Raw genomic sequence first — 20,243 nt, 5'->3', positions numbered from 1 at the left:
TGGCTCCATTTTGTTAGTAAGTACCACAGGAAATACGGTTTCCACTATCGGGTAGAGCCGGGAGTTTAATTCTCTTCCTGAGTCATAAGTTCCGTATTAATCGTATGATATTTTAACTACTGTTCTCATCATTTCACTACCATTTTCACCGTTCACTACCTTTTTCATTGTTTAATTACCGTTTACCCTATAAATGCCCGGCTGGCCTACAGTGCCGGTACCTTTATTCGCATACTTAATAAGGTATTGCTAATATTATACAGTCAGTTGCTTTTGGGAATTTCTTTTATTGTATGGGAAATTAAGAGAAAGGGCAGGAAGGCAGATGACCGATAACAAAGCTGCAAAAAGAGAAGTTACCGCAGATGGGAAAAAAGGTTTTGGCACCATTATAGGAAAGCTCTCCGGAAAAGAGCGGCTGGAACTTGAGGTTGACAGGCTGAATTCCAGAATAGCCGAACTCGAACTTGCCCTTCGGGGTACAAAAAACCAGCTTGAGAAGAAAGAAACCCTTGCAAGACAGGCAGTTGCGGACAGGCAGGAAGCCGAATCGCGCTTGAACCAGGAACTTGTCCGGACCCAGACCCTTTCTCACGAACTCGAAACCCTGAGGGAGGAGTCCCGGGGCAAGCTGGAGTTCCGCGGGATTGAAACCCTTAGCCCTGCCGCTATCAAAGCTTATCTGTCAAAACTAAGCTCTCTTCATTCCCCTGCAAATGACCTTTTAACCGTTTATCTGCCCTACGGGACTCACCTTTCAGCCGTGCTTCCCGAAAAAACTCTCGACCTCATGGAAGAAGAAACCCGTTCCCTGCTTGACCGGCTTGACCCTGAGACCGGCCTGGTCTTTTTCTACGACCTGCACCGCATGATTTCCGAAGCCATAGTCCCCCCTATTCATGTTTCCCTTCCAGCCTGGCATCTTAAGGACAGTTTTGAAACTTCCCCCCTTGAAGAAATCCTGAACACCGGCTACCGCATGCTTGTCATTGTCCTGCACGCAGGCGAATCCTTCATAGGCTTTGCTCCGGATGCCCGGGCCTTTGACAAAGAAGAGTTCATCAAAAGCAGCGTCAAAGAAAAACACAGCAAAGGGGGCTTTTCCCAGCGCCGTTTCGAACGCCTCCGAGAGGAAGATATTGCCCACCATATGGACAAGTTCTTTGAAACCCTGGATAAAGTCCTTGAGGAAAACTCCCCGATTGACTGCGTTATTATGAGCGGGGACGCCCAGCTCATAAAGGAAGCCCAGAGGCGTTTGCCTCTCAACCTTGAAATCATCGAAAAACCGACTGATATTAAGGTTGAAAAAGCGGGTGGGGAGGAGATTCTCAGAACGGTTTTAAATTCCAGAAGATATCTGCTCTAAGCCTGATTTACCTGATTGAAAGAGGATTTAATCACAAAATCTACCCATATATCCATATTTGCTATACTGAGTTTTTCTTGTTTCGCTATACTGAGCCTTTCTTGTCCCGGCAGAGTTGCACCACCCGAGTTTCGCTTCGGGAGCGAGAGGTCCTTTTCGGTCGCTTCACTCCCTCAAGAGGACTACTTGATGTTTAAAACAATGAACTAAGCTCAAGTAGACTATCTTTGGGAAAAAGTGAGCTTCGCTCAAGCGGACTAACTTAAAAGCAATGGTAAAGTATAGACGCAGGAGAGCGGTCTTTCCAGAAAGAATAGAGAATATTCCAATATCAACGGGAGACTCGTGATTATTTTTGATGATCAGAAACTTGACTTACCATTCCAGCTTGAGATTCGGGTAATTAATTTTAATTTTTGGGGCCAGTTCAAACATAATTTCAAACAATTATTTTCTTACGCGTCTGATCAGATGTGCTTTAACCAGCATACTGGCATCCGTAGGAGATATTGGAATTGGTTCGTCTCTCGTCCATAGTTTATAGGGCATTCCTCCACGGCTTTTAGTACCGCTAATTGAGATATACACATCATCACTGATCCATTTCCCAACTATCTCCTTTTTCTCGGGTCCTCCGTACGACCTGATAACCTCTGAGGGTTCACCGGTTTCAAAATCAGCAGCCCTCATTCTCCATTCCGATTTTACACTTTTCCCGGGTTTTCTTGCATTGTACGTCATAATAACTTCATCTAATTCAATGACTAAACTTGTTCATAAATTCTGTCAATTGATTATATATGAGCAAGTCGTGGGGTGAATATTTTAAGCTTGTATCGGAACTGGCATGCTAAACATTTATATCTACAGGTTAAAAATTTCCTCGAACATATGTTAGAAGACGTCAGTTGTCAAATCCGATTCAGAAGCATTATCGTTTTGTTTATTAGCCTGTAGAAAAAACTGCAAAATTAAGTAGAATGTTTCTATAAGGTCATGAATTAAGTTTTAATTTTTTCGACATATTCTCCGTTGTTTTTTAATAACACGGAGAGCCTATGGCAGTGTACCGAAAGTTCTGTAAAATATGATTGACTCTGTATCCTTTTTCTTCACCACAAAAAAACAGGATGCAGAGTCAATGGTAGATTTATTCTCACTCATAAAAGATTATCTTTTCGATCAGGAAGATGGAATTCGCCAGTTAATTACCTGGTTTTTAAACCTTGTAATGGAGGAGGAAGCCCTCCTCCAGGCTGGTGCAAAACGTTATGAGAGAACTGATTCTCGCAAAGCCAGTAGAAACGGTTACAAACCCCGTACTCTCCTTACCAAGTATGGAGAGCTTGAATTATTAAAGCCTCAATTCCGTGAATTTCCCTTTGAAACAGAGGTTTTTGAGAAATATTCTCGAGTTGAACAGGCCATCTTATCCGCTGTAGCCGAATCTTACTTGCAAGGTGTTTCCACCCGAAGGGTGGATAAGGTTATGACTTCCTTAGGAATTAAGGGAATCTCAGCCTCTTCTGTTTCCAGAATTACAAAAGAGCTTGATGAAAAGGTTTCTGAATTCCTCTCAAAGCCAATAGAACAAGAAATTCCTTATCTGTTTATCGATGCAACCTATTTGAAAGTAAGAGACGGACTTCATTATGAAAATAAAGCTCTCTTTATAGTTGCTGGAATCAGGGATGACGGTTATCGTGAGATTCTTGGAACAAGATTGGCAGATAGTGAAGACTCCCTACTCTGGCAAGATCTATTCGAAGACCTGAAAGAAAGAGGTTTAAGAGGTGTCAAGTTAATTGTTTCTGATGGTCATAAAGGAATACAAAAAGCAGTTAGAGAATCCTTTATTGGATCAAGCTGGCAGATGTGCCATGTACATCTGACAAGACAAGCTCTAAAAAAGGTTCCAAAAAAAAAGCAAAAAGAAGTAGCAGAGAAGATAAAAGAAGCATTGGTAGACCGTCAGAAATACAGCGATTTGATAAGGGAACTGGATAAGATGGGATATAAAGGCGCAGCTGATACCCTTGAAAGGTTTCAGTATGATGTAATGAATTATATGCAGTTTCCAAAGAGTCATTGGAGAAGAATAAGGACAACAAATATCATGGAAAGAACTAACAAGGAGATAAAAAGAAGAAGCAAGGTGGTAGGGGCATTCCCTAACCAGGAATCAGTATTGAGACTGATTGTCTCAATACTGATCGATATTAATGAAGATTGGATCACAGGAAATAAGTATTTAATAATGGAACAGTAATCAAAAAAGAAGACTAAAAGGATATAGAGAGAATTTTACAGAAAAATTGGCACACTGCCGAGCCTATCCGGAAACCGATTAAACGTGAGAAATAAACTTCTTTCATTTTTAAATAACAATAATTATATATTTATTTAACCAATTTATCTTAATTTGATTTAAATTTCCTTCTTCCTTTGAGATCGGTAAATTTAAGATCAGGAAATAAGACTTCTGCGCAAGCTATATCAGCTTTCAGTGCGGGAAGGTAAGCAATGGCAAGAGATAGAAGAGATTATTATTATCATCAGGCAAAAGAGGAAGGGTACCGGTCCAGGGCTTCCTTCAAGCTCAAACAGATTAATGAGAAGCATAATGTTATCAAGCGGGGAGACTCGGTTGTTGATTTAGGTGCGGCTCCGGGGGGATGGCTTCAGGTTGCAAAAGAGCTTTCCGGTGGGAAGGTTCTGGGTGTGGACCTGCAGAGGATAGCTCCGATAGAAGGAGTTGAGACCATAGTGGGCGACATAAACGCTGACTCGACAATCAAGAAGATTATCAAGACGGTCGGAGAAAAAGGGGCAGATGTCGTACTCTGTGATGCAGCCCCCAACCTGTCAGGAAACTGGTCTTACGACCATGCACGGTCAATCGAACTTTCTACCTCAGCCCTTGAGTGTGCAAAGAAGATCCTTAAGCCAAAAGGTAACTTTGTGGTCAAGGTCTTTCAGGGCGACATGTTCAACGATTACCTGGACAAAGTCAGGGATAATTTTGTCCACGTCAAGGCTTATTCCCCGCAGGCCTCAAGGTCGCAGAGTGCGGAGATCTACGTTATCGGGAAAAAGTTCCTTACGGCTCCCCTCAGGAAAGGCGACAAATTCGTTGTAGATATCGAGAATCTAGGTTCAAGCGGAGACGGGGCTGTCCTCATCGAAGGGTTCGTTGTCTTCGTAAAGGACGTTGAAGTCGGAGAAAAGGTCCGTATTAAAATAGCAGATGTCAAACCTAACTTTGCTTTTGCCGATGTTGAAGAAAGGCTTGAAAAGGCTGAAAATCCTGAAAAGTCCGGAAATTCTGAGAAAGCCGAGTAAATCCCTGGAATTGTAAGAATACTTAATAAACCCTTATCGTGAGAATACTTAATAAACCCTCATCGTGAGAATACTTAACAAGTCCTTATCATGAGAATATGAAAAAACCTTATCATCAGAATCTGAATAAACCCCTTAATAAGTACCAGAAATATACCTTGTGAGGAAAGTATATATCTTTAAGGGAAAATCTATATAACAATGGGAAAAGCCTGAGTTTTTTCAAACACGGTGATCCAGTTGATTGATCTTCATACTCACACTATTTTCAGTGACGGGGAACTGCTCCCCAGTGAACTTGTCCGGCGGGCTGTTATCCACGGTTACGAGGCTATTGCAATTACCGACCACGCAGACTATACGAACCTCGAACAGCTTCTTGATGCTGCAAAGAAAGCAAAGTACCTGGAAAATGAATGGGATATCCGAGTCCTGCCCGGAGTCGAGCTGACGCACGTCCCTCCGAGAAAGATTGCTCCCCTGGCAAAGAAAGCAAAAGAGCTGGGTGCAGAAATCGTGGTCGTGCACGGGGAAACCATCTCCGAACCGGTTGCCCCCGGGACAAATGCAGCGTCAGTTGCCTGTGAGTACGTTGATATCCTTGCCCACCCCGGCCTGATCTCAGAGGAAGATGTCAGGACTGCGGCAGAGAATAACGTTTTACTCGAGCTCACTGCAAGGAACGGGCACAACAGGACAAACGGCCACGTTGCCAGGCTTGCCCTCGAATTCGGAGCAACGCTTGTCGTGAACACCGATACCCATGCCCCCGAGAACCTGATCACCGATGAAACCGCCCTGAAAATTGCAATGGGAGCCGGGCTTACCGAATCAAGGGCAAAAGAAGCGTTTAAAGCCTCGAAAAAGAAGGTATCAGAGATAGTCTGAGCTGACGTTTTTATTCCTAAATCTATCATTTTCTATTTTTAAATCTTTTATCTGTTTTTAAATCTTTTATCTGTTCACAGATTGGAATGTAACTACCAATGGCAACAAAACTCCGGGAAAATTGTATCAATAAATCCAGTCCTCATGCCTGACAGGCAACTGATTCAGCTTATCCCTGCAAAATTGCCATTTTGGCATAAACTGGTCCATTAACGAAATAAAGTGAGAATTATGCGTTGGTTCCAGCAGATGTGTCATTTCATGCACGACTGTGTATTCGAGACATTCTTTCGGTTTCTTGGCAAGTTCGGTATTGAGCCTGATGTTACGTGCTTTATGGTTACAGCTTCCCCATTTTGTTTTCATCCGCTGCACAAAGAACCGCTCCACCTTCACCCCCAGCAGCGGTTCCCACCTGGCAATTAGCGGGGGCACAGCTTTCTTGAGCTGTTCGCGATACCAGGCATCAACAATAGCCTGCTTCTTTTCATCATCTGTTCCGGGACGCACTCGCAGGATCATCTTGCTGTGTTTTAATTCGACTGAAGGTGCTTCATCGACTTCGATCACCTTGAGCAAATAGCGCTTTCCCCACACGTAATGGCTTTCAAGGTCAAGGTACTCACGTGGGGTTTCACGTTCCTGTTCCCGGAACTTTTTCTGCTGCTTCCTGATCCAGCCCAGCCTGGAAATGGCAAAAACACGAATAGTATCCATATCCATTCGCAGGGGAGCAGATATTTTGACCCTGCCGTTGGGCGGATACACACTCAGGTGAATGTTTTTGATATCCTTGAGCACTACGTCTACCGTGATATCCCCGAGTTCTATCTGCGTGGTCATCAGTATTCCTTTTGTGCCTTGATGATTATGAAGATACGCTCTACTTCGGCGATGTCATGTAAGATGTCGTACAGGGCTTGCTTGATCGCCCTCTCCCGAGGCTCGACACCGCGCCAGTCATCAGACCGCACTTTCTTTACCGTTTCGTCAATCTTCAGTGCCAGGTTAAGGACCTGATCGCTGGGGGTTATGTATTCACCACTGCTTTCTTTTTCCTGATATTCGGAATATCTTCCGTCGCTTTGCAGGTTGTTGTAGAGCGCCCTCAGCGCAGGTTTTGTCTTAAGTACTTCGAGGATATCGTCTTCATGTCCGGCTTCTACCTGCTTTACCAGGTCAGCAATCCGTTTTAAATATTCTTCATACTCGATAGCTTTAGCCTTCCTGGCAGCTATAATCTCATCCAGCAGAGCAGACATTTTCTCATAGTAGGCCGGGTCGTTCAGGTGTTCTTTGATTATTTTGCTGCGGACATTGTTCTCGATAATCTCTGCGACAGCGTTTCTGTTACCCTTCAATCCGCCGAGCTGGGTTACGATAGCTTTGTCAATGCCTGTTTTTACTATCATTTCAAGCAGAGGCATATCTTCAAAAGAGGAGACTTTTCTGGGCTCGGCTGCCTCTATGTAGGTGTCGATAAGATGACGCATGTCTGCCTCGTAAGCTTTCAGGTCGAGGCTTTCCCCACTGGCCTTACGGATGATCTCGCGGATGTTGAGATAATGCTCCAGCAGCCGCTTTATGCGTGAGATGTCCGAACTGCCGTATCCTGCTTCTTCCAGTTCGTCGGCAATGTTGGCGTAGGCACGAACCAGGGAAGCAGTAGCCTTGTAGAGGGCAGCACGTTGTGTTTCGTGTTCCTGAAGGTCGGTTGGGATTTCAGTATTGCCGCAGAAGTAGTGGATGTGCTCAAGTTCGCCTTTCGGCGGCTCGACAGGTTCGCACAGCAGGGCAAGAGCTTCCAGGGAATTATCAAGGCGTTCCCTGCCTTTTTTCAGGCGGTCATGCATCAAAACATCCGGATCGACACCGCCTGCGCTGCGGTCAAGTTCGGAGGAGTAGACCTGAAGCGCTCCGGTTCCTTTATCGTTGACCAGGTTTTTGAACAGGTCTTTGTAGTCTACAATATATCCGAAAACCTTGTCCTCTCCGTCCAGCCTATTAGTACGGCAGATAGCCTGGAAAAGGCCGTGATCCTTCATTGACTTGTCAATATACAGGTAGGTACAGGGAGGGGCATCAAAGCCGGTAAGCAGCTTGTCCACAACTATAAGCAGCTTCATGTTAGCCGGCTCTCTGGTGAAAAGGGTCTTTGCTTCCTCTTCGTAGGTCTCGGTCTTTGTCATTCCCGGATTGGTTTCGATGTCTTTGAGCAACTCCGTGTAGGTGTTGTAGATGAACTCTTTTTCAGTTTCGGTATTTGCGCCTGTGTCCTCTTTTGTTACGTCCTGAGCCTGCGGGTTGTAAGAGGTTACCACGGCACATTTGCCTTTGAAAGGTGTCTTCCGGAAGAGGGTGAAGTACTTGCAGGCTTCGTAGATGCTTGATGCTACAAGAATGGCATTTCCGCGTTCGCTGGACAGGCGGGGCTGTACGCTGAAATCGAAAACGATGTCATTTACCACCCGGTCCATGCGAGAACGTGAACTGAGCAATTTCTGCATGGTGCCCCAGTGTTTCTTAAGTTCGTCCTTCTGCCAGTCGTTGAGGCCCTTGGTCTTTGCCTCGAACCAGGCATCGATTTTTTGCTCGGAACCAAGACGCTGATCAATGTCACGTGCTTCATAAACTAGGTCGAGGACCACTTTGTCTTCTACTGCCTCGCTGAATTTGTAGGTGTGGATATATCCGCCAAAGACTTCCAGGCTGGTCTGTTTATCTTTCTTGAGCAGTGGCGTGCCGGTAAAACCAATAAAGACCGCATTTGGCATGATCGCCTTCATAGCCCGGTGCAATTTCCCACTCTGGGTGCGGTGGCACTCGTCCACGAAGGCAAAAACCTCGCCAACGGTTTTGCCGTGCTGGGATTCCAGATCCTTTATGAACGCATCAAAATTGTCAACACCCTTGCGCCCGAATTTATGGACCAGGGAACAAAGGAGGCGCGGGTTAGCCTGTCCGAGACAGCTCATCAGTTCTCTGCCGCTAGTGGTGCGTTTGATCTCCTCCCCTGCATCATTGAATATGCCTTTGATCTGTTTGTCCAGCTCGTCGCGGTCGGTGACTATAACCACGCGGGCGTTGGGGTTGTTTTCCAGAATCCATTTGGCAAGCAGCACCATAACAATACTTTTGCCGCTCCCCTGGGTGTGCCAGATGATTCCTCCCCTGTGCTGCCGGACATATTCCTGTGCTGCTTTGATAGCAAAGTACTGGTGAAACCGGGGGAGCTTTTTCACACCGCCGTCAAAGAGCACGAAATCGTGCATCAGCTCTATTAGCCGGTTTTTGTTGCACATCTTGAGCAGGTATTTGTCGAGCTTGAAGCGGCTGTCATCCTCTTCGTCTTCTTTCCACTTGAGGAAATACTTCTCCTGCGTGCCGATAGCGCCATACCTCAAGCCTTCGGAATCATTGCCTGCAAAGATGAATTGTACGGTGCTGAAGAACCATTCGTTAAACTCAGGCTGCTGGTTGGACAGGCTCTGGCGGATGCCGTCCTCTATGCTTACGCGGCTGTTTTTCAGTTCAAGCACGCCGATTGCGATGCCGTTTACATAGAGCACGATGTCGGGACGGCGTTCTCTTTTTCCCCTTAGGGTTACTTCTTCGGCAATTGCAAAATCGTTTTTCTCCGGTTCCTGCCAGTTTATGAGCTGCACGCTATCTGTGACCTTACCGGCTTCGGTCTTCACGGGGACACCGTAGCGCAGCAGGATATAGACTGCCTGGTTGTTGTTGTAGAGGCTGCGGCTGTGGTTGTTCGCTTCGATGTCCAGCTTGTAGAGAGCAACGCCTATCTGGGTGGGGGTGTAGCCGCTTTTTGCCAGGTAGGCTTCGAGCAATCCTTTTTCTATGTTGCTGTTCCCTTCACGGTCAATCCAGTTCCCGAGGTAACGGTAGCCAAGCTCGTCATGAAAAAGAAAGATTATTCGGTCCTGGGTGGCTCTTTCGGGTTTGCCGATTGTCATGAATTGAAACCCTCCACAGGAATGTATTCCTGCTCATCAATTTCATCGCCATGCACATCCCATTCTATCAGAGCTTCAGGCTGCACATCTGCCAGAGTCTGAACCTTCAGAACCTTCTTCAGCTCAAGTCTCAGTTTCTCTTTGCGTTGCTTAAAAAATTCCATAAAATTCTCGAAACCTAACCCGATATCAGTTGGTAAATAGTTGTTTTTGGAAAACGCTGTTCGCTCAGCTTCATCCATTTGCATGAACCACTCTTTAAAAGGTGTTGCGTTTTTACTGTTGTTCTGTCTGCCAGTCATCAGTTGAAGATTGGGCACACAGTCACGGAGGCTCCACCATTCTTGCCATTGCTCCTGAGGTATATCCATCTCTCTAAATTTCTCCTCCGTGAAGCCAGCTGCTGGATGTATATGGTCCTGATGAAAAATCACTTCATTGAAGCGTAATTGGGGGTGAAGCAGTGAAAGAACCCAAAAAGATGCCGGACTTTTCCTGTACAGCAGAAATCTCTCTATATCTTCCTCTGTCACTGCTAGAGACATTTGTTGAGGAAGTTTTATTTTTAAAACCTCTTCAAAGGAGAAGTTTGCGTAGTGTCCTTGGTAAGCAGTTTTTCCTGTTTCTGTTTTTATGTCTTCACGGAAAGCCTTGCGCAGTTCAGTTATCACCTGATCCTGTGCACTACCATAAATACCATTCAACAGTGCATGAATCAAATACTTCTGTATGCCTTCCTTTGATTCTTTGTTGAGGTTACCGCCCTTATAAATATAGTAGGCTATAATAATTGTCGCATTTTGCGATGAAAGAACACTACCATTGAAGCCGAATTCTACGAGCAGATCGACTGTTTTCTCGATGGCTATAGCAATAAGCGACCATTCACTTCTAATCTTTTCTACATTTTCGGATTTGAATGAGTTGACCTTGTAAAGTACTGGTCCGTCGCTTAAAACCAGGCAGCACCTCATTATATACTCATTTCCAAAGTTGAAACCATCTCCCTTCTCGTTGATTCGTTTGAGCAGGTTTTCAATCTGATCCCGTCCATCATCCCACGTTGCTACAATCGTTGAGAAGAGAAGATCTGTCTTGCTTAACACTGTGCCCCCACTGTTCACCCGAACGAAAATCTTTAAAATGTCTTCCAGGTCATCTTTGGCAACTTCAAAGTAGTTGATAAGTTCATCCCTATGTATCCGCCTATGCAGAGTGTCTAACCCACGCTTGATAAGACGTTTATTCTGTAAAATAGCATCTACTTGAGCTTCTTTCTGGCATTGTTTTTGATAATCGTCAACAATTTTGTCAAACTCTGGCTCATTTTTCCATGAGAGGACCTGTCCTACTTTCATCCAGAACATGGGCTCGTCTTTGCTGGAAGTTCCATCTTCGCTTGTCACCTTGCGAGTTACACTGTTTTTTGCTCCTCCCTCAGTCAAAAAGCGGAACTCAAAATTCGTCTCTTCAATTGTTGAGATATTATCTTCTGCATCAATATAATAGGGGAGAGAAAGCAGGTTAAGATAAAGGCACATCTTTTCATAAGCATTCGGATTTGAACTGCGCTTATAAGGAGCCTTTTCGGTATGTGTCCCCATGAGTCCTATATACATGGAACTAAGGCGTTGCTGACCATCCAGAACACCGACAATCTCTTCATGCAAGAACGCTCCCGTCTTACGGCGATTGTAAGGGTTTCTCTCATCGTATTCTTTGAGAAACTCATAAAAAACATAGCTTTCTGCCCTTTCCCTATGCAATCTCCAGAATAAAAATGTTCCAAATGGGTAGTTACGCATCAGAGAATCGAACAGAAGTTCTATCTGGCGCTTACTCCAGACAAATTTCCTTTGGAGAGCAGGCAAATAGATCTTATTCTGATCAATGTCCTCAATTGCCTTTTTGATAGTTGTCTTCTGGTAACTCATATCAATCTAATCCTCCCTGTAAGCAGTTCCTGCATCATGCCCTGCTTGATCTGGCGGGCTTTGGCAAGTTTCTCTTCCAGCGCGGTGATTTCGGAATCCATATCGGAGAGAATGGTGGCAATGGCAATTTGTTCATCGAAGCTTTTGGGTAGTTTGATAAGGACATCCGAAATAGGGCCCAAGTTTATCTTCTTTGGGATTGCAGATTGGAGAGAATTCAATTCAATTTCCTTTTTGAAAGCTGTTGTTTTAGAGTAGTGGCAAATAAATTCTGCAGAATAGCTTTTTCTTATCTTTAGCAATGCTAAGCTAACGTAAAAACTGGCATCCACATTCCAATCAATGAATTTACAATCACCAATAGACCCAATTCTTGTCATCAAGATATCTCCTTTTTCTATCTTGAATGACTTCGTAAGAAAACGGTGCTCATTTTCGGAAATGAATTTGGTATTGGTGAAATCGCCACTTGTGACATTTTCAACGCTGAAGAATGGAATCCCGCATTCTACGTATTTCGGCGTTTGATGAGTACCGTCTCTGATTTCAGCAATATCACCTAAACGCTTCGTTTCCCATTCTCCACTAAACCCCGGCAGCCTTCTCTTCCCAGTCAACAATTCCTGCATGGCGCCCTGTTTGATCTGGCGTTTCTTGGCGATGAGCTGCTCCAGAGATTCTATTAGGGCATCCGCATCGGAGAGCGCTTCAGCGATGGCTTCTTGTTCGGCTTTGGTGGGTAAGACGACCAGAACCCGTGACAAATCTTGTTGGCCGATGTTAGCTCGAACGGCACCTTGCCCACGTGCCATAATTTGCGACCTAATAGCTGGAGAACGTAGAACATAGGATGTAAAAATAGAGTATAAGCTGCTGTCTTTCGGCCTTGCACGAATTACAAATCCTCCAAACACCACAACTTCATTTCCAATGTAGACAGACGTGAGCCCAACTTCCTCTTGGGTCTCAGAAGTTCTGTTGAATAGAATATCTCCTCGCTGAACTGTAAAAGCACTAATCGCCTGTGCCGATAAAGAAATTTTCCCCGGAATTTTGTCCTCTGTGATAGTAGAATGAGTAATAACTTCCAGAACATTGATAAAAGGAATTCCGCTTCCATATGACGATTTATCAGCGTTAACCCCATTCTGGAAGGTGAATAACTCAGCCATAGGCTTCACCTTCCAATCTTCAGGTATAACTCCCACCTCAGTCTGTTTGTAGCCGGGAGGGATATTATCAGATCTGCATTCTGCACTCATGGCCTTTCCTCCTGTTTCGATTCAGGATGAAACAGCTCTGCCTGAGTTTTAATCCCGTCGAATTCGACGGGGTTAATATGGAATCTGGGCAATTGGTCAGCAGACTGCTGACTGATCATATCCTTGGTGAGTATGGAGCAGTAAGTGCAGGTTTGAGAGCCAGAAGCAGTTTCAGCCTTATTCATACCTGCCACTCTCCAATTCTTTCTCTATCTTTTCCAGCTGTGTTTTCAATTCTTCCTTGGACGGCAGGTAGAGCTGGTATTTCGGAGCGAAGATGTTAGCGTTTTTCGGCAGGGTCAGTTCGACCAGTGCTTCATTCTTGCGCCGGCAGAGGATGATGCCGATTGTGGGGAGTTCGTCAGCAGTTTTCACGCATCGGTCAAAGTAGTTCACATACATCTGCATCTGGCCGAGGTCCTGATGGGTGAGCTTGTCCCGCTTCAGGTCTATAAGGACGTAGCAGCGGAGGAGCCGGTTGTAGAAAACGAGGTCAATGTAAAAGTGGTCGTTGTCGAAGGTGAAGCGCTTCTGTCGGCCCTCGAAGAGAAAACCTTTGCCGAGTTCCAGCAGGAAAGTCTCAAGCCTGTCGATGATGGCGGATTCCAGATCGTTCTCAGACCAGCAAGGCTTCTCTTCCAGGTCAAGAAATTCCAGAACAAAAGGGTTTTTGATCAGGTCTGCCGCTTTTTCAACCACAAGCCCCTGTTCGGCAAGCCTGCGGATCTCGTCCCGGTTGCGACTCAGGGCCAGCCGTTCGTAGAGCGAACTCGAAATCTGCCGCTCCAGTTCACGCACACTCCAGTGGTTCTGTGCGGCTTCGATTTCGTAAAAACGGCGTTCATCAGGATTTTCTATTGTCAAAAGAGTCACATAATGGGACCAGCTAAGGGAGAAACGCTTGAGCAAACTTGCCACAATATCCTGCCATCCGTTTGCTTTTATCCCCATGCCTCCGGATACCGCAGACACTGCCTGCGATATTGGCAGGTATCCTTTCGGCAAAAAAGTTTCGCTGTCCGGCCCGGATTCCGCAGACATTGTCTGCGGAATTTGCTTATGCGTCAGGTAGAACTTGCGGCACTGTTCAAGGGACCGGGCCGAAAAGCCTCTACCTAGCTGTTTTCCCAGCTCATCCGATAACCTTTCGATCAGATAAACCCCATATTCAGCCCTGTCGAATCCATTTTGCTCATACTCTACAACATAGCAACCAAAAAGCCAGTTGCGGACCACGAGATGGATATTAACGGAACGGCCCGCCCGCATCTGCATATCCTGATGTGTCTGCGTGCAGAGATTGACAAGTTGTTGAAAACCGTAATTGTTCCCGGTGTTCATAATTTGAACCCCATCCTCTCCAGATGACGGTTTACCTTTGCCTCCAGCCCAGCCACACGGTCAGTCATCTGTGGCATCGGGGTTTCATAGCGTTCGGCCAGTTCCTTCACGCGCTGGGTAAGGGACTGGCTTATCCGGTCCATCTCGCCATGAATGGCTATATCCAGTGAAGAAAGCCATTTATCTTCCACAACCAGCGTTTTGATATCGTCCTCAGTAAGTTTTGGATAATAGTGATGGGCTTTTGAATCGAGTAAAGTCTCAGCATCCTTCAGGCGCTTCTTGAGATTTGCTTCCTCACTGGCAAGTCTCAGCCAATCGTTGAGGACAGCAGCTTCTTCCTTTGCTTCCCTGTCACCTTTTACATCCTTCAAGCGTGCAGTGACATTTACCTTGTTCACCTTATCAAGTTCGGAGAATGCTCCTTCTTCACCACCCTGTTCCTCTTCCAGCTCTGTCATATTGGCAGTGATGCTTTCCAGCTCAGCAGATAGCTTATCGATAGCTTCCTGCTCTTTGGCGAAGTAACGGGCAACAGTAAGGGGCTTGGGCACAAGGTCGCAGGTCCATCCCTTGTCTTTCTCCTTTCCCTTCTTATCCCTCTCGATAATACGGAAAGTCTTTGCTTTCCACCCCTCGTCCGCAATAAGGTAGCAGTCGTCCTGCATCGTCTCAGTCCAGTAGTCCATCAGGTGTTGATAAATATCGTACTGGTTGATGAGCGGCTTATCTGCATAATGGGCAAGCAGGTTTTCGGAAAGCCCTGCTATGATTTCCTTCGGGTAGAAGCCGGGTTCTAATTGCCGGAGCATAGCAGAAGTAGTCGCACGCCAGGCAGCGAAATGTGCATTCATGCCGGCGGTAAAAGCTGCAAACTCGGGGTGCTCGTAAATAGCGGATTTGATAGCTGTCTTGTCAACGGCAAGTTCCAGATAGCCGGGACGAATCTCAGTGAACAGCGCCTGCCTAAGCTGAGGACAGACCTTCCAGTAACGCTCAAGAGCATCAATATCCGCACACGGAATTCCTCCGTGCAGGTGGCCCTCGATGTCCTGAAGGTCTTCAGCCTGCTGGCTGTCGATGTAGCGTGGGAGGTTGAGGTTGAATTCGTTCTTTTCGATCTCCTCAAAACTTACCATCTTCGAGTATTTCGGGACATCAGCCTGCTTTGTGAAAACATCAACGATCTTATGGATATCCTGAGCCCGGAGGCGGTTCTTGGGACCGTCTTTCATGAAACCCGTGCTAGCATCGATCATGAAAATGCCCTTGCGGTTTTGAGCCTCTTCCTTGTCAATGACAATAATACATGCAGGGATGCCGGTACCATAGAAAAGATTGGCTGGAAGACCGATAATTCCCTTAATGTATCCCTTGCGCACAAGGGCACGCCGGATATCGGCTTCGGCATTGCCCCGAAACAAAACACCGTGTGGCAGGATACAGGCTCCTTTGCCTGTACTCTTGAGCGAACGAACAATATGCAGCAGATAAGCATAATCTCCCTGCTTGGCAGGTGGAACTCCAAATGGCTTAAAACGCTCGTAAACATCTTTAAACGGGTCAAGTCCTGTGCTCCATCGCTTGTCGCTGAAGGGAGGATTGGCAACGACATAATTAAAAGTCTTGAGTGTTTCCCCGTCCTTGAACTTGGGATCTGTAAGGGTGTTGCCCTGCACGATAAGAGCTTCAGGGTTGTTGTGCAGGATCATGTTCATGCGGGCGAGACCGGATGTGGTTGAATCTTTTTCCTGGCCGTACAGGGTTATCTTGGTCCTTGCTTCGTCTGCAACCTTCAAAAGCAGCGAACCGGAGCCGCACGTAGGGTCGTAGGCCGTTGTGGAACTTGTGGTATTCGCATACCGAATTCCGAGTATCTGTGCTATAATCCGGCTGACTTCGGCAGGTGTATAGAACTGCCCTTTGCTTTTTCCACTCTCGGTTGCGAAGTGACGCATCAGGTATTCGTAAGCATCACCCAGGATGTCATCGTCTTCGGCGCGATTCTTTGAGAAATCAAGGGCAGGATTTTCAAAAATAGCAATGAGATTAGTGAGCCTGTCCACCTGTTCCTTACCGCTGCCGAGCTTGTTAGCGTCATTGAAGTCCGGCATATCGGACAGTTTGTTGGCGTTGACCAGTGGAGCGATTATTTTCTTGTTAATTTGATCGCCGATATCCGGTTTGCCTTTGAGTGCAACCATATCCCTGAAGCTCGCACCCTGGGGGACGTTAATAGGTGCAAAAGGCATGTCAGCGTATTTGTCACTGATGTATTTGATAAACAATAGGGAGAGTACATAATCCTTGTACTGGCTGGCATCCATTCCGCCGCGAAGTTCATCGCAGCTGGACCAGAGAGAAGAGTAAAGTTCGGATTTTTTAAGAGCCATTTCATACCACCAATGAATGTTTGCTCAGGGACAATCGGCTGAACACGAAATAGAACCTTTCCAGATTGAAAATATTGTTAACGAATTTCAGGTAGTTCGGGACAACACCGGTATTACGTTTCCTGCTTTCTGAGTCCCTTATGCGGGCTGAAATGTGTTTTCCGTTTTGGTTCATGCATTTTCATCTTCTTATTATAGTAACTATCCAACGATCACAGTCAAAAGTAATAAATTTGTTCCTTTATACTTATCAAAATTCGGAGCAACGCTTGTCGTGAACACTGACACCCATGCTCCCGAGAACCTTATTACCGATGAGACCGCCCTGAAAATTGCAATGGGAGCCGGGCTTACCGAATCCGGGGCAAAAGAAGCGTTCAAGCATCTAAAAAGAAAGTAGCAGAGATAGTCTGAGCTTCACTTCGCGTTCTTTTTTCTCTTTTCGTCCCATTTTTTTCTTAGTTTTTCCTGTCTCTATTTTTTCCTATTTTGCGTTTACTCCAGTTTTGAATCAAAGCTAGTAAGTAGCAAAAGTCAGAAGGAATTTTACTTATTGAATTATTATAGAGGCCGTAGTCTGGTTATTTATAGAATGTGTAATTAATCATAAATATAATTCACATTTAAAGAATTGTGATATTATTAATTCTAAATTATCTAATTAAGTGGGTAAGTGAAACAGATAGTATAGTATGTACTACTCTATCTTCGAAAAATAGAGTCTACGTGGGGGAAATAAAGTGAAGAGTAAAACTCTATTCATAGTTTTTACTTTGATATTCCTGGTGGGAGTACCATCTACAGTATCGGCAAGAGATATTATAGTGGGCAACGGAAGTGGATCATATTCTACAATACAGGAAGCTGTAGATGGTGCGGAAGCCGGAGATGTAATTATAATAAAACCTGGAACTTATGTTGAAAACATAAACGTTTCAACAGCAAGGCTAACAATTAAACCGGAAACAAATGACGTGTTTATTGAACCGGCAGACAGCACAAAGACAACTATTCTTCTAAGCAATGTTGGGATAACACTAACCGGTTTTGATATCAATGGTAGTGTTTATGTTAATAACGCGTGGTTAGGTAATAGTGAGTATTATCTAAACAATATGAGCCAGATAACAAGCAACGTTATTGAAAATGGTGGTATTGGCGTAGGATCTGAGAGTTCCGGTATTCTCATATCCGGAAACAAAATCACTGGTGGTACTGGTATAGACGTGGCATGTTGTGGCGATTACAATGAAATAACAAATAATGAAATTTTAAATTGTTCTACAGGAATTTATGTTTATGATGAAAGAAATGTACCGCCTATCAGTGGTAACAAAATAAACAACTGTGATGTCGGAATACATGTTTCTGGCTTATCTTATGATCTCGAAAACAACGAAATCACAAATTGTGGGGTAGGAGTAGTAGCCGGAGAAACCGGTGGTGCAAATTTAATTGGAAATAAAATAATGTACTGCTCAGACTGTGGACTCAAAGTGGTTGGTTCTTTAGAAGCTAAAGGAGCCTATAATAATTATTTCAACAACACAGTGAATGTAAAGTTTGGAGACTTTGAAGACACATATACCTGGAACACCTCCCTCACTGACGGTACAAACATAATTGGCGGATCATATCTTGGAGGTAATTATTGGGCAAAGCCGGATGGAACCGGGTTCTCTCAGACTGCTATTGATGCAAACGGAGATGGTATTGCAAATTCGGCTTATGCAATATCTGAAAAGAACTATGACTACCTGCCACTCACAGCTAAGTATAACTCAGTATTACCTGCTTCCGACTTCACAGCCAACGTAACCTCCGGGACTGCTCCTCTGGTTGTGTTATTTACTGATACCGGCAGTGGCGGAACTCCAACATCCTGGCTCTGGGACTTCGGGGACGGGATTACCTCAAAGCATGCCCGAACGGCTACACACACATTTACGAATTCGGGGGCCTATAATGTCAGTTTGACAGTAACCAACGCTGCAGGCAGTAATAAGGTGAATAAACCAAATTATATTACTGTTACTCCTCCACAGGCCCCGGTAGCGGACTTTTTTTCTCCGGAAGTAAATAGGTTCAGTGTTTTTGGAGATTCGATTCCCATAAATGAAACCGTGTCATTTACCGACAATAGCACGGGGTCACCCACATCCTGGCTCTGGGATTTTGGGGACGGCGCCACTTCAACCGCCCGGAACCCTGAGCATGCATACAGTGCCAGGGGCGGGTATACCGTCAACTTAACGGTAACTAATTCTTTTGGCAGCAATACGACAAGCAAATACGGTTACGTACTCGTCGGGATCATAGACGCACCTGCAATCCCTGCATATTTCTCGTCCGATGTAAGATCCGGAAATGCCCCGCTCACGGTCACATTCGTCGACGACCTGGATGCTGAGTTACCAAATTATCCGATCTGGCGCGAATGGAATTTCGGCGATGGAGTCGTTCAAACTTATGTGGTAGATGATAACGAGTCGGCGACACCATATGCAACGCATGTATACGAAAATCCCGGTAAGTACACCGTAACACTGTACTTGGATAACCGCGGTGGGAACTCTATCATAACGAAATACCATTATATCACGGTCACAGACCCCAACGCGACGGTGACAGATTTCTCTGCGAATGTAAGTTCCGGCCCGGCTCCTTTAGTTGTATTATTTACGGATACCAGTACCGGTCCGGCTCCTAGTTCCTGGCTCTGGGATTTTGGTGACGGTATAAATTCAAAACACCCCATGAACGCAACACATACTTTTGCGGAGCCAGGAAATTACACAGTCAGTCTAACTGTGGAAAATTCCGCAGGTAACAATACGGTTACAAAGACAGATTATATCGTTGTCACAGAGCCGGTTGTTACCAGTTCCAGTGGAGGAAGCAGCCACAAGAGCAGCGGTGGAAGCAGTGGTGGCGGTGGAGGCGGCTCTCCCGAACCTGCGAAAAACGTTGAAGCAAAGGAACTTTCCCAGGTCTTCATTACGAACGGAAATGAAGTGAAGTTTGATTTCACAAAGAATGCGACCTGTGTCGTGTATGTGGGTTTTGACGCAAAGAGGACTCTGGGTAAAACCGCAACAATCGTCGAGCAGTTAAAAAACAGTTCTTCACTTGTTTCCGAGCTTCCTGAAGGCGAAGTCTACAAATCTTTTAATATCTGGGTCGGAAACGGCGAAACTGCGAGCTCAAAGAATATAGAAAACCCGGTCATCGGTTTCAAAGTTGAAAAGAGCTGGATACAGGATAAAGGGATAGATCAGGCTTCTATCACCCTGAACCGGTATAACGACACAAAATGGGAACAACTTCAATCCAGCCTTTCAGGAGAAGATGATAAATTCCTGTATTTCACGGCCGAAACTCCGGGATTCTCTTCATTTGCTATTACAGGGAAGGCAAAAAGCACCGGTGAAGGAACTGAAACGGGAGCAAATCTCGGATCTGAGACTAGAGCGGTTGATGAAACTGATGAGGGTAACAAAGGACCTGAAGCTGAACAGGAAGCCGACCCGAAAGAAAGTGCAAGTTTGCCGGGCTTTGAAATGATTTACGGAGTAGTCGGTCTGCTTGCAGTGTTCCTGTATAAAAGAAAGTAAAAGGTGGAATGCCTGATTTTATGTGAAAAACAGACAGGGGAATTAATCCCTATCTTATTTTTCTTGTCCTTCCATCTGCTCTTTTTTTCTTATCTTCCATCTGCTCTTTTTTTCTTATCTTTCATC

At 45.3% G+C, this 20,243-nt stretch carries 13 protein-coding genes and 1 pseudogene; 6 read left to right on the top strand and 8 right to left on the bottom strand.

What is annotated here, in order from left to right; translation table 11 throughout:
- Positions 1-325 precede the first annotated feature (325 nt).
- A complete protein-coding gene (locus ACSAZL_RS14355; protein WP_440945315.1) occupies positions 326-1,369 on the top strand; it encodes a Vms1/Ankzf1 family peptidyl-tRNA hydrolase in 1,044 nt (347 codons plus the stop codon).
- Positions 1,370-1,816: 447 nt separating this feature from the next.
- Here ACSAZL_RS14355 and ACSAZL_RS14350 read toward each other — a convergent pair whose 3' ends face one another.
- Positions 1,817-2,110 (bottom strand): hypothetical protein, encoded by a 294-nt coding sequence (locus tag ACSAZL_RS14350; protein ID WP_440945314.1) that lies wholly within the window; start codon positions 2,108-2,110, stop codon positions 1,817-1,819.
- Positions 2,111-2,460: 350 nt separating this feature from the next.
- Between ACSAZL_RS14350 and ACSAZL_RS14345 the strand changes: the two are divergent.
- The 3 genes and pseudogenes from ACSAZL_RS14345 to ACSAZL_RS14335 all read left to right on the top strand — a co-directional run bounded on the left by ACSAZL_RS14345 (position 2,461) and on the right by ACSAZL_RS14335 (position 5,599).
- Positions 2,461-3,638: pseudogene (locus ACSAZL_RS14345) on the top strand (IS256 family transposase).
- 254 nt (positions 3,639-3,892) lie between these two features.
- Entirely contained in the window at positions 3,893-4,711 is an 819-nt protein-coding gene (locus ACSAZL_RS14340) for a 23S rRNA (uridine(2552)-2'-O)-methyltransferase (RefSeq protein WP_440945313.1), read from the top strand.
- Between the two features lie 240 nt (positions 4,712-4,951).
- Positions 4,952-5,599: a histidinol phosphate phosphatase domain-containing protein gene (locus ACSAZL_RS14335; RefSeq protein ID WP_440945312.1), complete on the top strand. Its 648-nt coding sequence runs from the start codon at positions 4,952-4,954 to the stop codon at positions 5,597-5,599.
- A gap of 126 nt (positions 5,600-5,725) precedes the next feature.
- On the opposite strand, the gene ACSAZL_RS14330 is transcribed toward ACSAZL_RS14335, so the two are convergent.
- The 7 genes from ACSAZL_RS14330 to ACSAZL_RS14300 form a co-directional block, all read right to left on the bottom strand.
- Positions 5,726-6,442 (bottom strand): M48 family metallopeptidase, encoded by a 717-nt coding sequence (locus ACSAZL_RS14330; RefSeq protein WP_440945311.1) that lies wholly within the window; start codon positions 6,440-6,442, stop codon positions 5,726-5,728.
- The gene (locus tag ACSAZL_RS14325) at positions 6,442-9,573 is read right to left on the bottom strand and encodes a type I restriction endonuclease subunit R (RefSeq protein WP_440945310.1); all 3,132 of its coding nucleotides are present in this window, start codon (positions 9,571-9,573) and stop codon (positions 6,442-6,444) included. Before ACSAZL_RS14325 ends, ACSAZL_RS14330 begins: the two co-directional genes overlap by 1 nt.
- Positions 9,570-11,507 carry a DUF262 domain-containing protein gene (locus tag ACSAZL_RS14320; protein WP_440945309.1) on the bottom strand — a complete coding sequence of 646 codons (1,938 nt, stop codon included), beginning with the start codon at positions 11,505-11,507 and terminating at the stop codon, positions 9,570-9,572. Before ACSAZL_RS14320 ends, ACSAZL_RS14325 begins: the two co-directional genes overlap by 4 nt.
- Positions 11,504-12,769: a restriction endonuclease subunit S gene (locus ACSAZL_RS14315; protein ID WP_440945308.1), complete on the bottom strand. Its 1,266-nt coding sequence runs from the start codon at positions 12,767-12,769 to the stop codon at positions 11,504-11,506. The genes ACSAZL_RS14320 and ACSAZL_RS14315 overlap by 4 nt, the downstream gene beginning before the upstream one ends.
- Before the next feature lie 177 nt (positions 12,770-12,946).
- Positions 12,947-14,110 carry a PDDEXK nuclease domain-containing protein gene (locus ACSAZL_RS14310; protein ID WP_440945307.1) on the bottom strand — a complete coding sequence of 388 codons (1,164 nt, stop codon included), beginning with the start codon at positions 14,108-14,110 and terminating at the stop codon, positions 12,947-12,949.
- Positions 14,107-16,503 (bottom strand): type I restriction-modification system subunit M, encoded by a 2,397-nt coding sequence (locus tag ACSAZL_RS14305; protein ID WP_440945306.1) that lies wholly within the window; start codon positions 16,501-16,503, stop codon positions 14,107-14,109. Before ACSAZL_RS14305 ends, ACSAZL_RS14310 begins: the two co-directional genes overlap by 4 nt.
- Before the next feature lies 1 nt (position 16,504).
- Positions 16,505-16,678 (bottom strand): hypothetical protein, encoded by a 174-nt coding sequence (locus tag ACSAZL_RS14300; protein WP_440945305.1) that lies wholly within the window; start codon positions 16,676-16,678, stop codon positions 16,505-16,507.
- 99 nt (positions 16,679-16,777) lie between these two features.
- Here ACSAZL_RS14300 and ACSAZL_RS14295 point away from each other — a divergent pair, with 99 nt between their 5' ends.
- Positions 16,778-16,903, top strand: coding sequence for a hypothetical protein (locus ACSAZL_RS14295; RefSeq protein ID WP_440945304.1), 126 nt, complete (start codon positions 16,778-16,780; stop codon positions 16,901-16,903).
- Positions 16,904-17,243: 340 nt separating this feature from the next.
- Positions 17,244-20,117 carry a PGF-pre-PGF domain-containing protein gene (locus ACSAZL_RS14290; RefSeq protein WP_440945303.1) on the top strand — a complete coding sequence of 958 codons (2,874 nt, stop codon included), beginning with the start codon at positions 17,244-17,246 and terminating at the stop codon, positions 20,115-20,117.
- Positions 20,118-20,243: the final 126 nt, after the last annotated feature.

The sequence above is a fragment of the Methanosarcina mangrovi genome (genome assembly GCF_052057765.1).
Classification (GTDB): Archaea; Halobacteriota; Methanosarcinia; order Methanosarcinales; family Methanosarcinaceae; genus Methanosarcina.
This window is presented reverse-complemented; position numbering and strand designations above follow the sequence as displayed.

Excerpts from the sequence above, each read along its gene's own strand:
- ACSAZL_RS14355 (WP_440945315.1), top strand. The coding sequence starts at position 326 with ATGACCGATAACAAAGCTGCAAAAAGAGAAGTTACCGCAGATGGGAAA.
- ACSAZL_RS14350 (WP_440945314.1), bottom strand. The coding sequence starts at position 2,110 with ATGACGTACAATGCAAGAAAACCCGGGAAAAGTGTAAAATCGGAATGG.
- ACSAZL_RS14340 (WP_440945313.1), top strand. The coding sequence starts at position 3,893 with ATGGCAAGAGATAGAAGAGATTATTATTATCATCAGGCAAAAGAGGAA.
- ACSAZL_RS14330 (WP_440945311.1), bottom strand. The coding sequence starts at position 6,442 with ATGACCACGCAGATAGAACTCGGGGATATCACGGTAGACGTAGTGCTC.
- ACSAZL_RS14325 (WP_440945310.1), bottom strand. The coding sequence starts at position 9,573 with ATGACAATCGGCAAACCCGAAAGAGCCACCCAGGACCGAATAATCTTT.
- ACSAZL_RS14320 (WP_440945309.1), bottom strand. The coding sequence starts at position 11,507 with ATGAGTTACCAGAAGACAACTATCAAAAAGGCAATTGAGGACATTGAT.
- ACSAZL_RS14315 (WP_440945308.1), bottom strand. The coding sequence starts at position 12,769 with ATGAGTGCAGAATGCAGATCTGATAATATCCCTCCCGGCTACAAACAG.
- ACSAZL_RS14310 (WP_440945307.1), bottom strand. The coding sequence starts at position 14,110 with ATGAACACCGGGAACAATTACGGTTTTCAACAACTTGTCAATCTCTGC.
- ACSAZL_RS14305 (WP_440945306.1), bottom strand. The coding sequence starts at position 16,503 with ATGGCTCTTAAAAAATCCGAACTTTACTCTTCTCTCTGGTCCAGCTGC.
- ACSAZL_RS14300 (WP_440945305.1), bottom strand. The coding sequence starts at position 16,678 with ATGAACCAAAACGGAAAACACATTTCAGCCCGCATAAGGGACTCAGAA.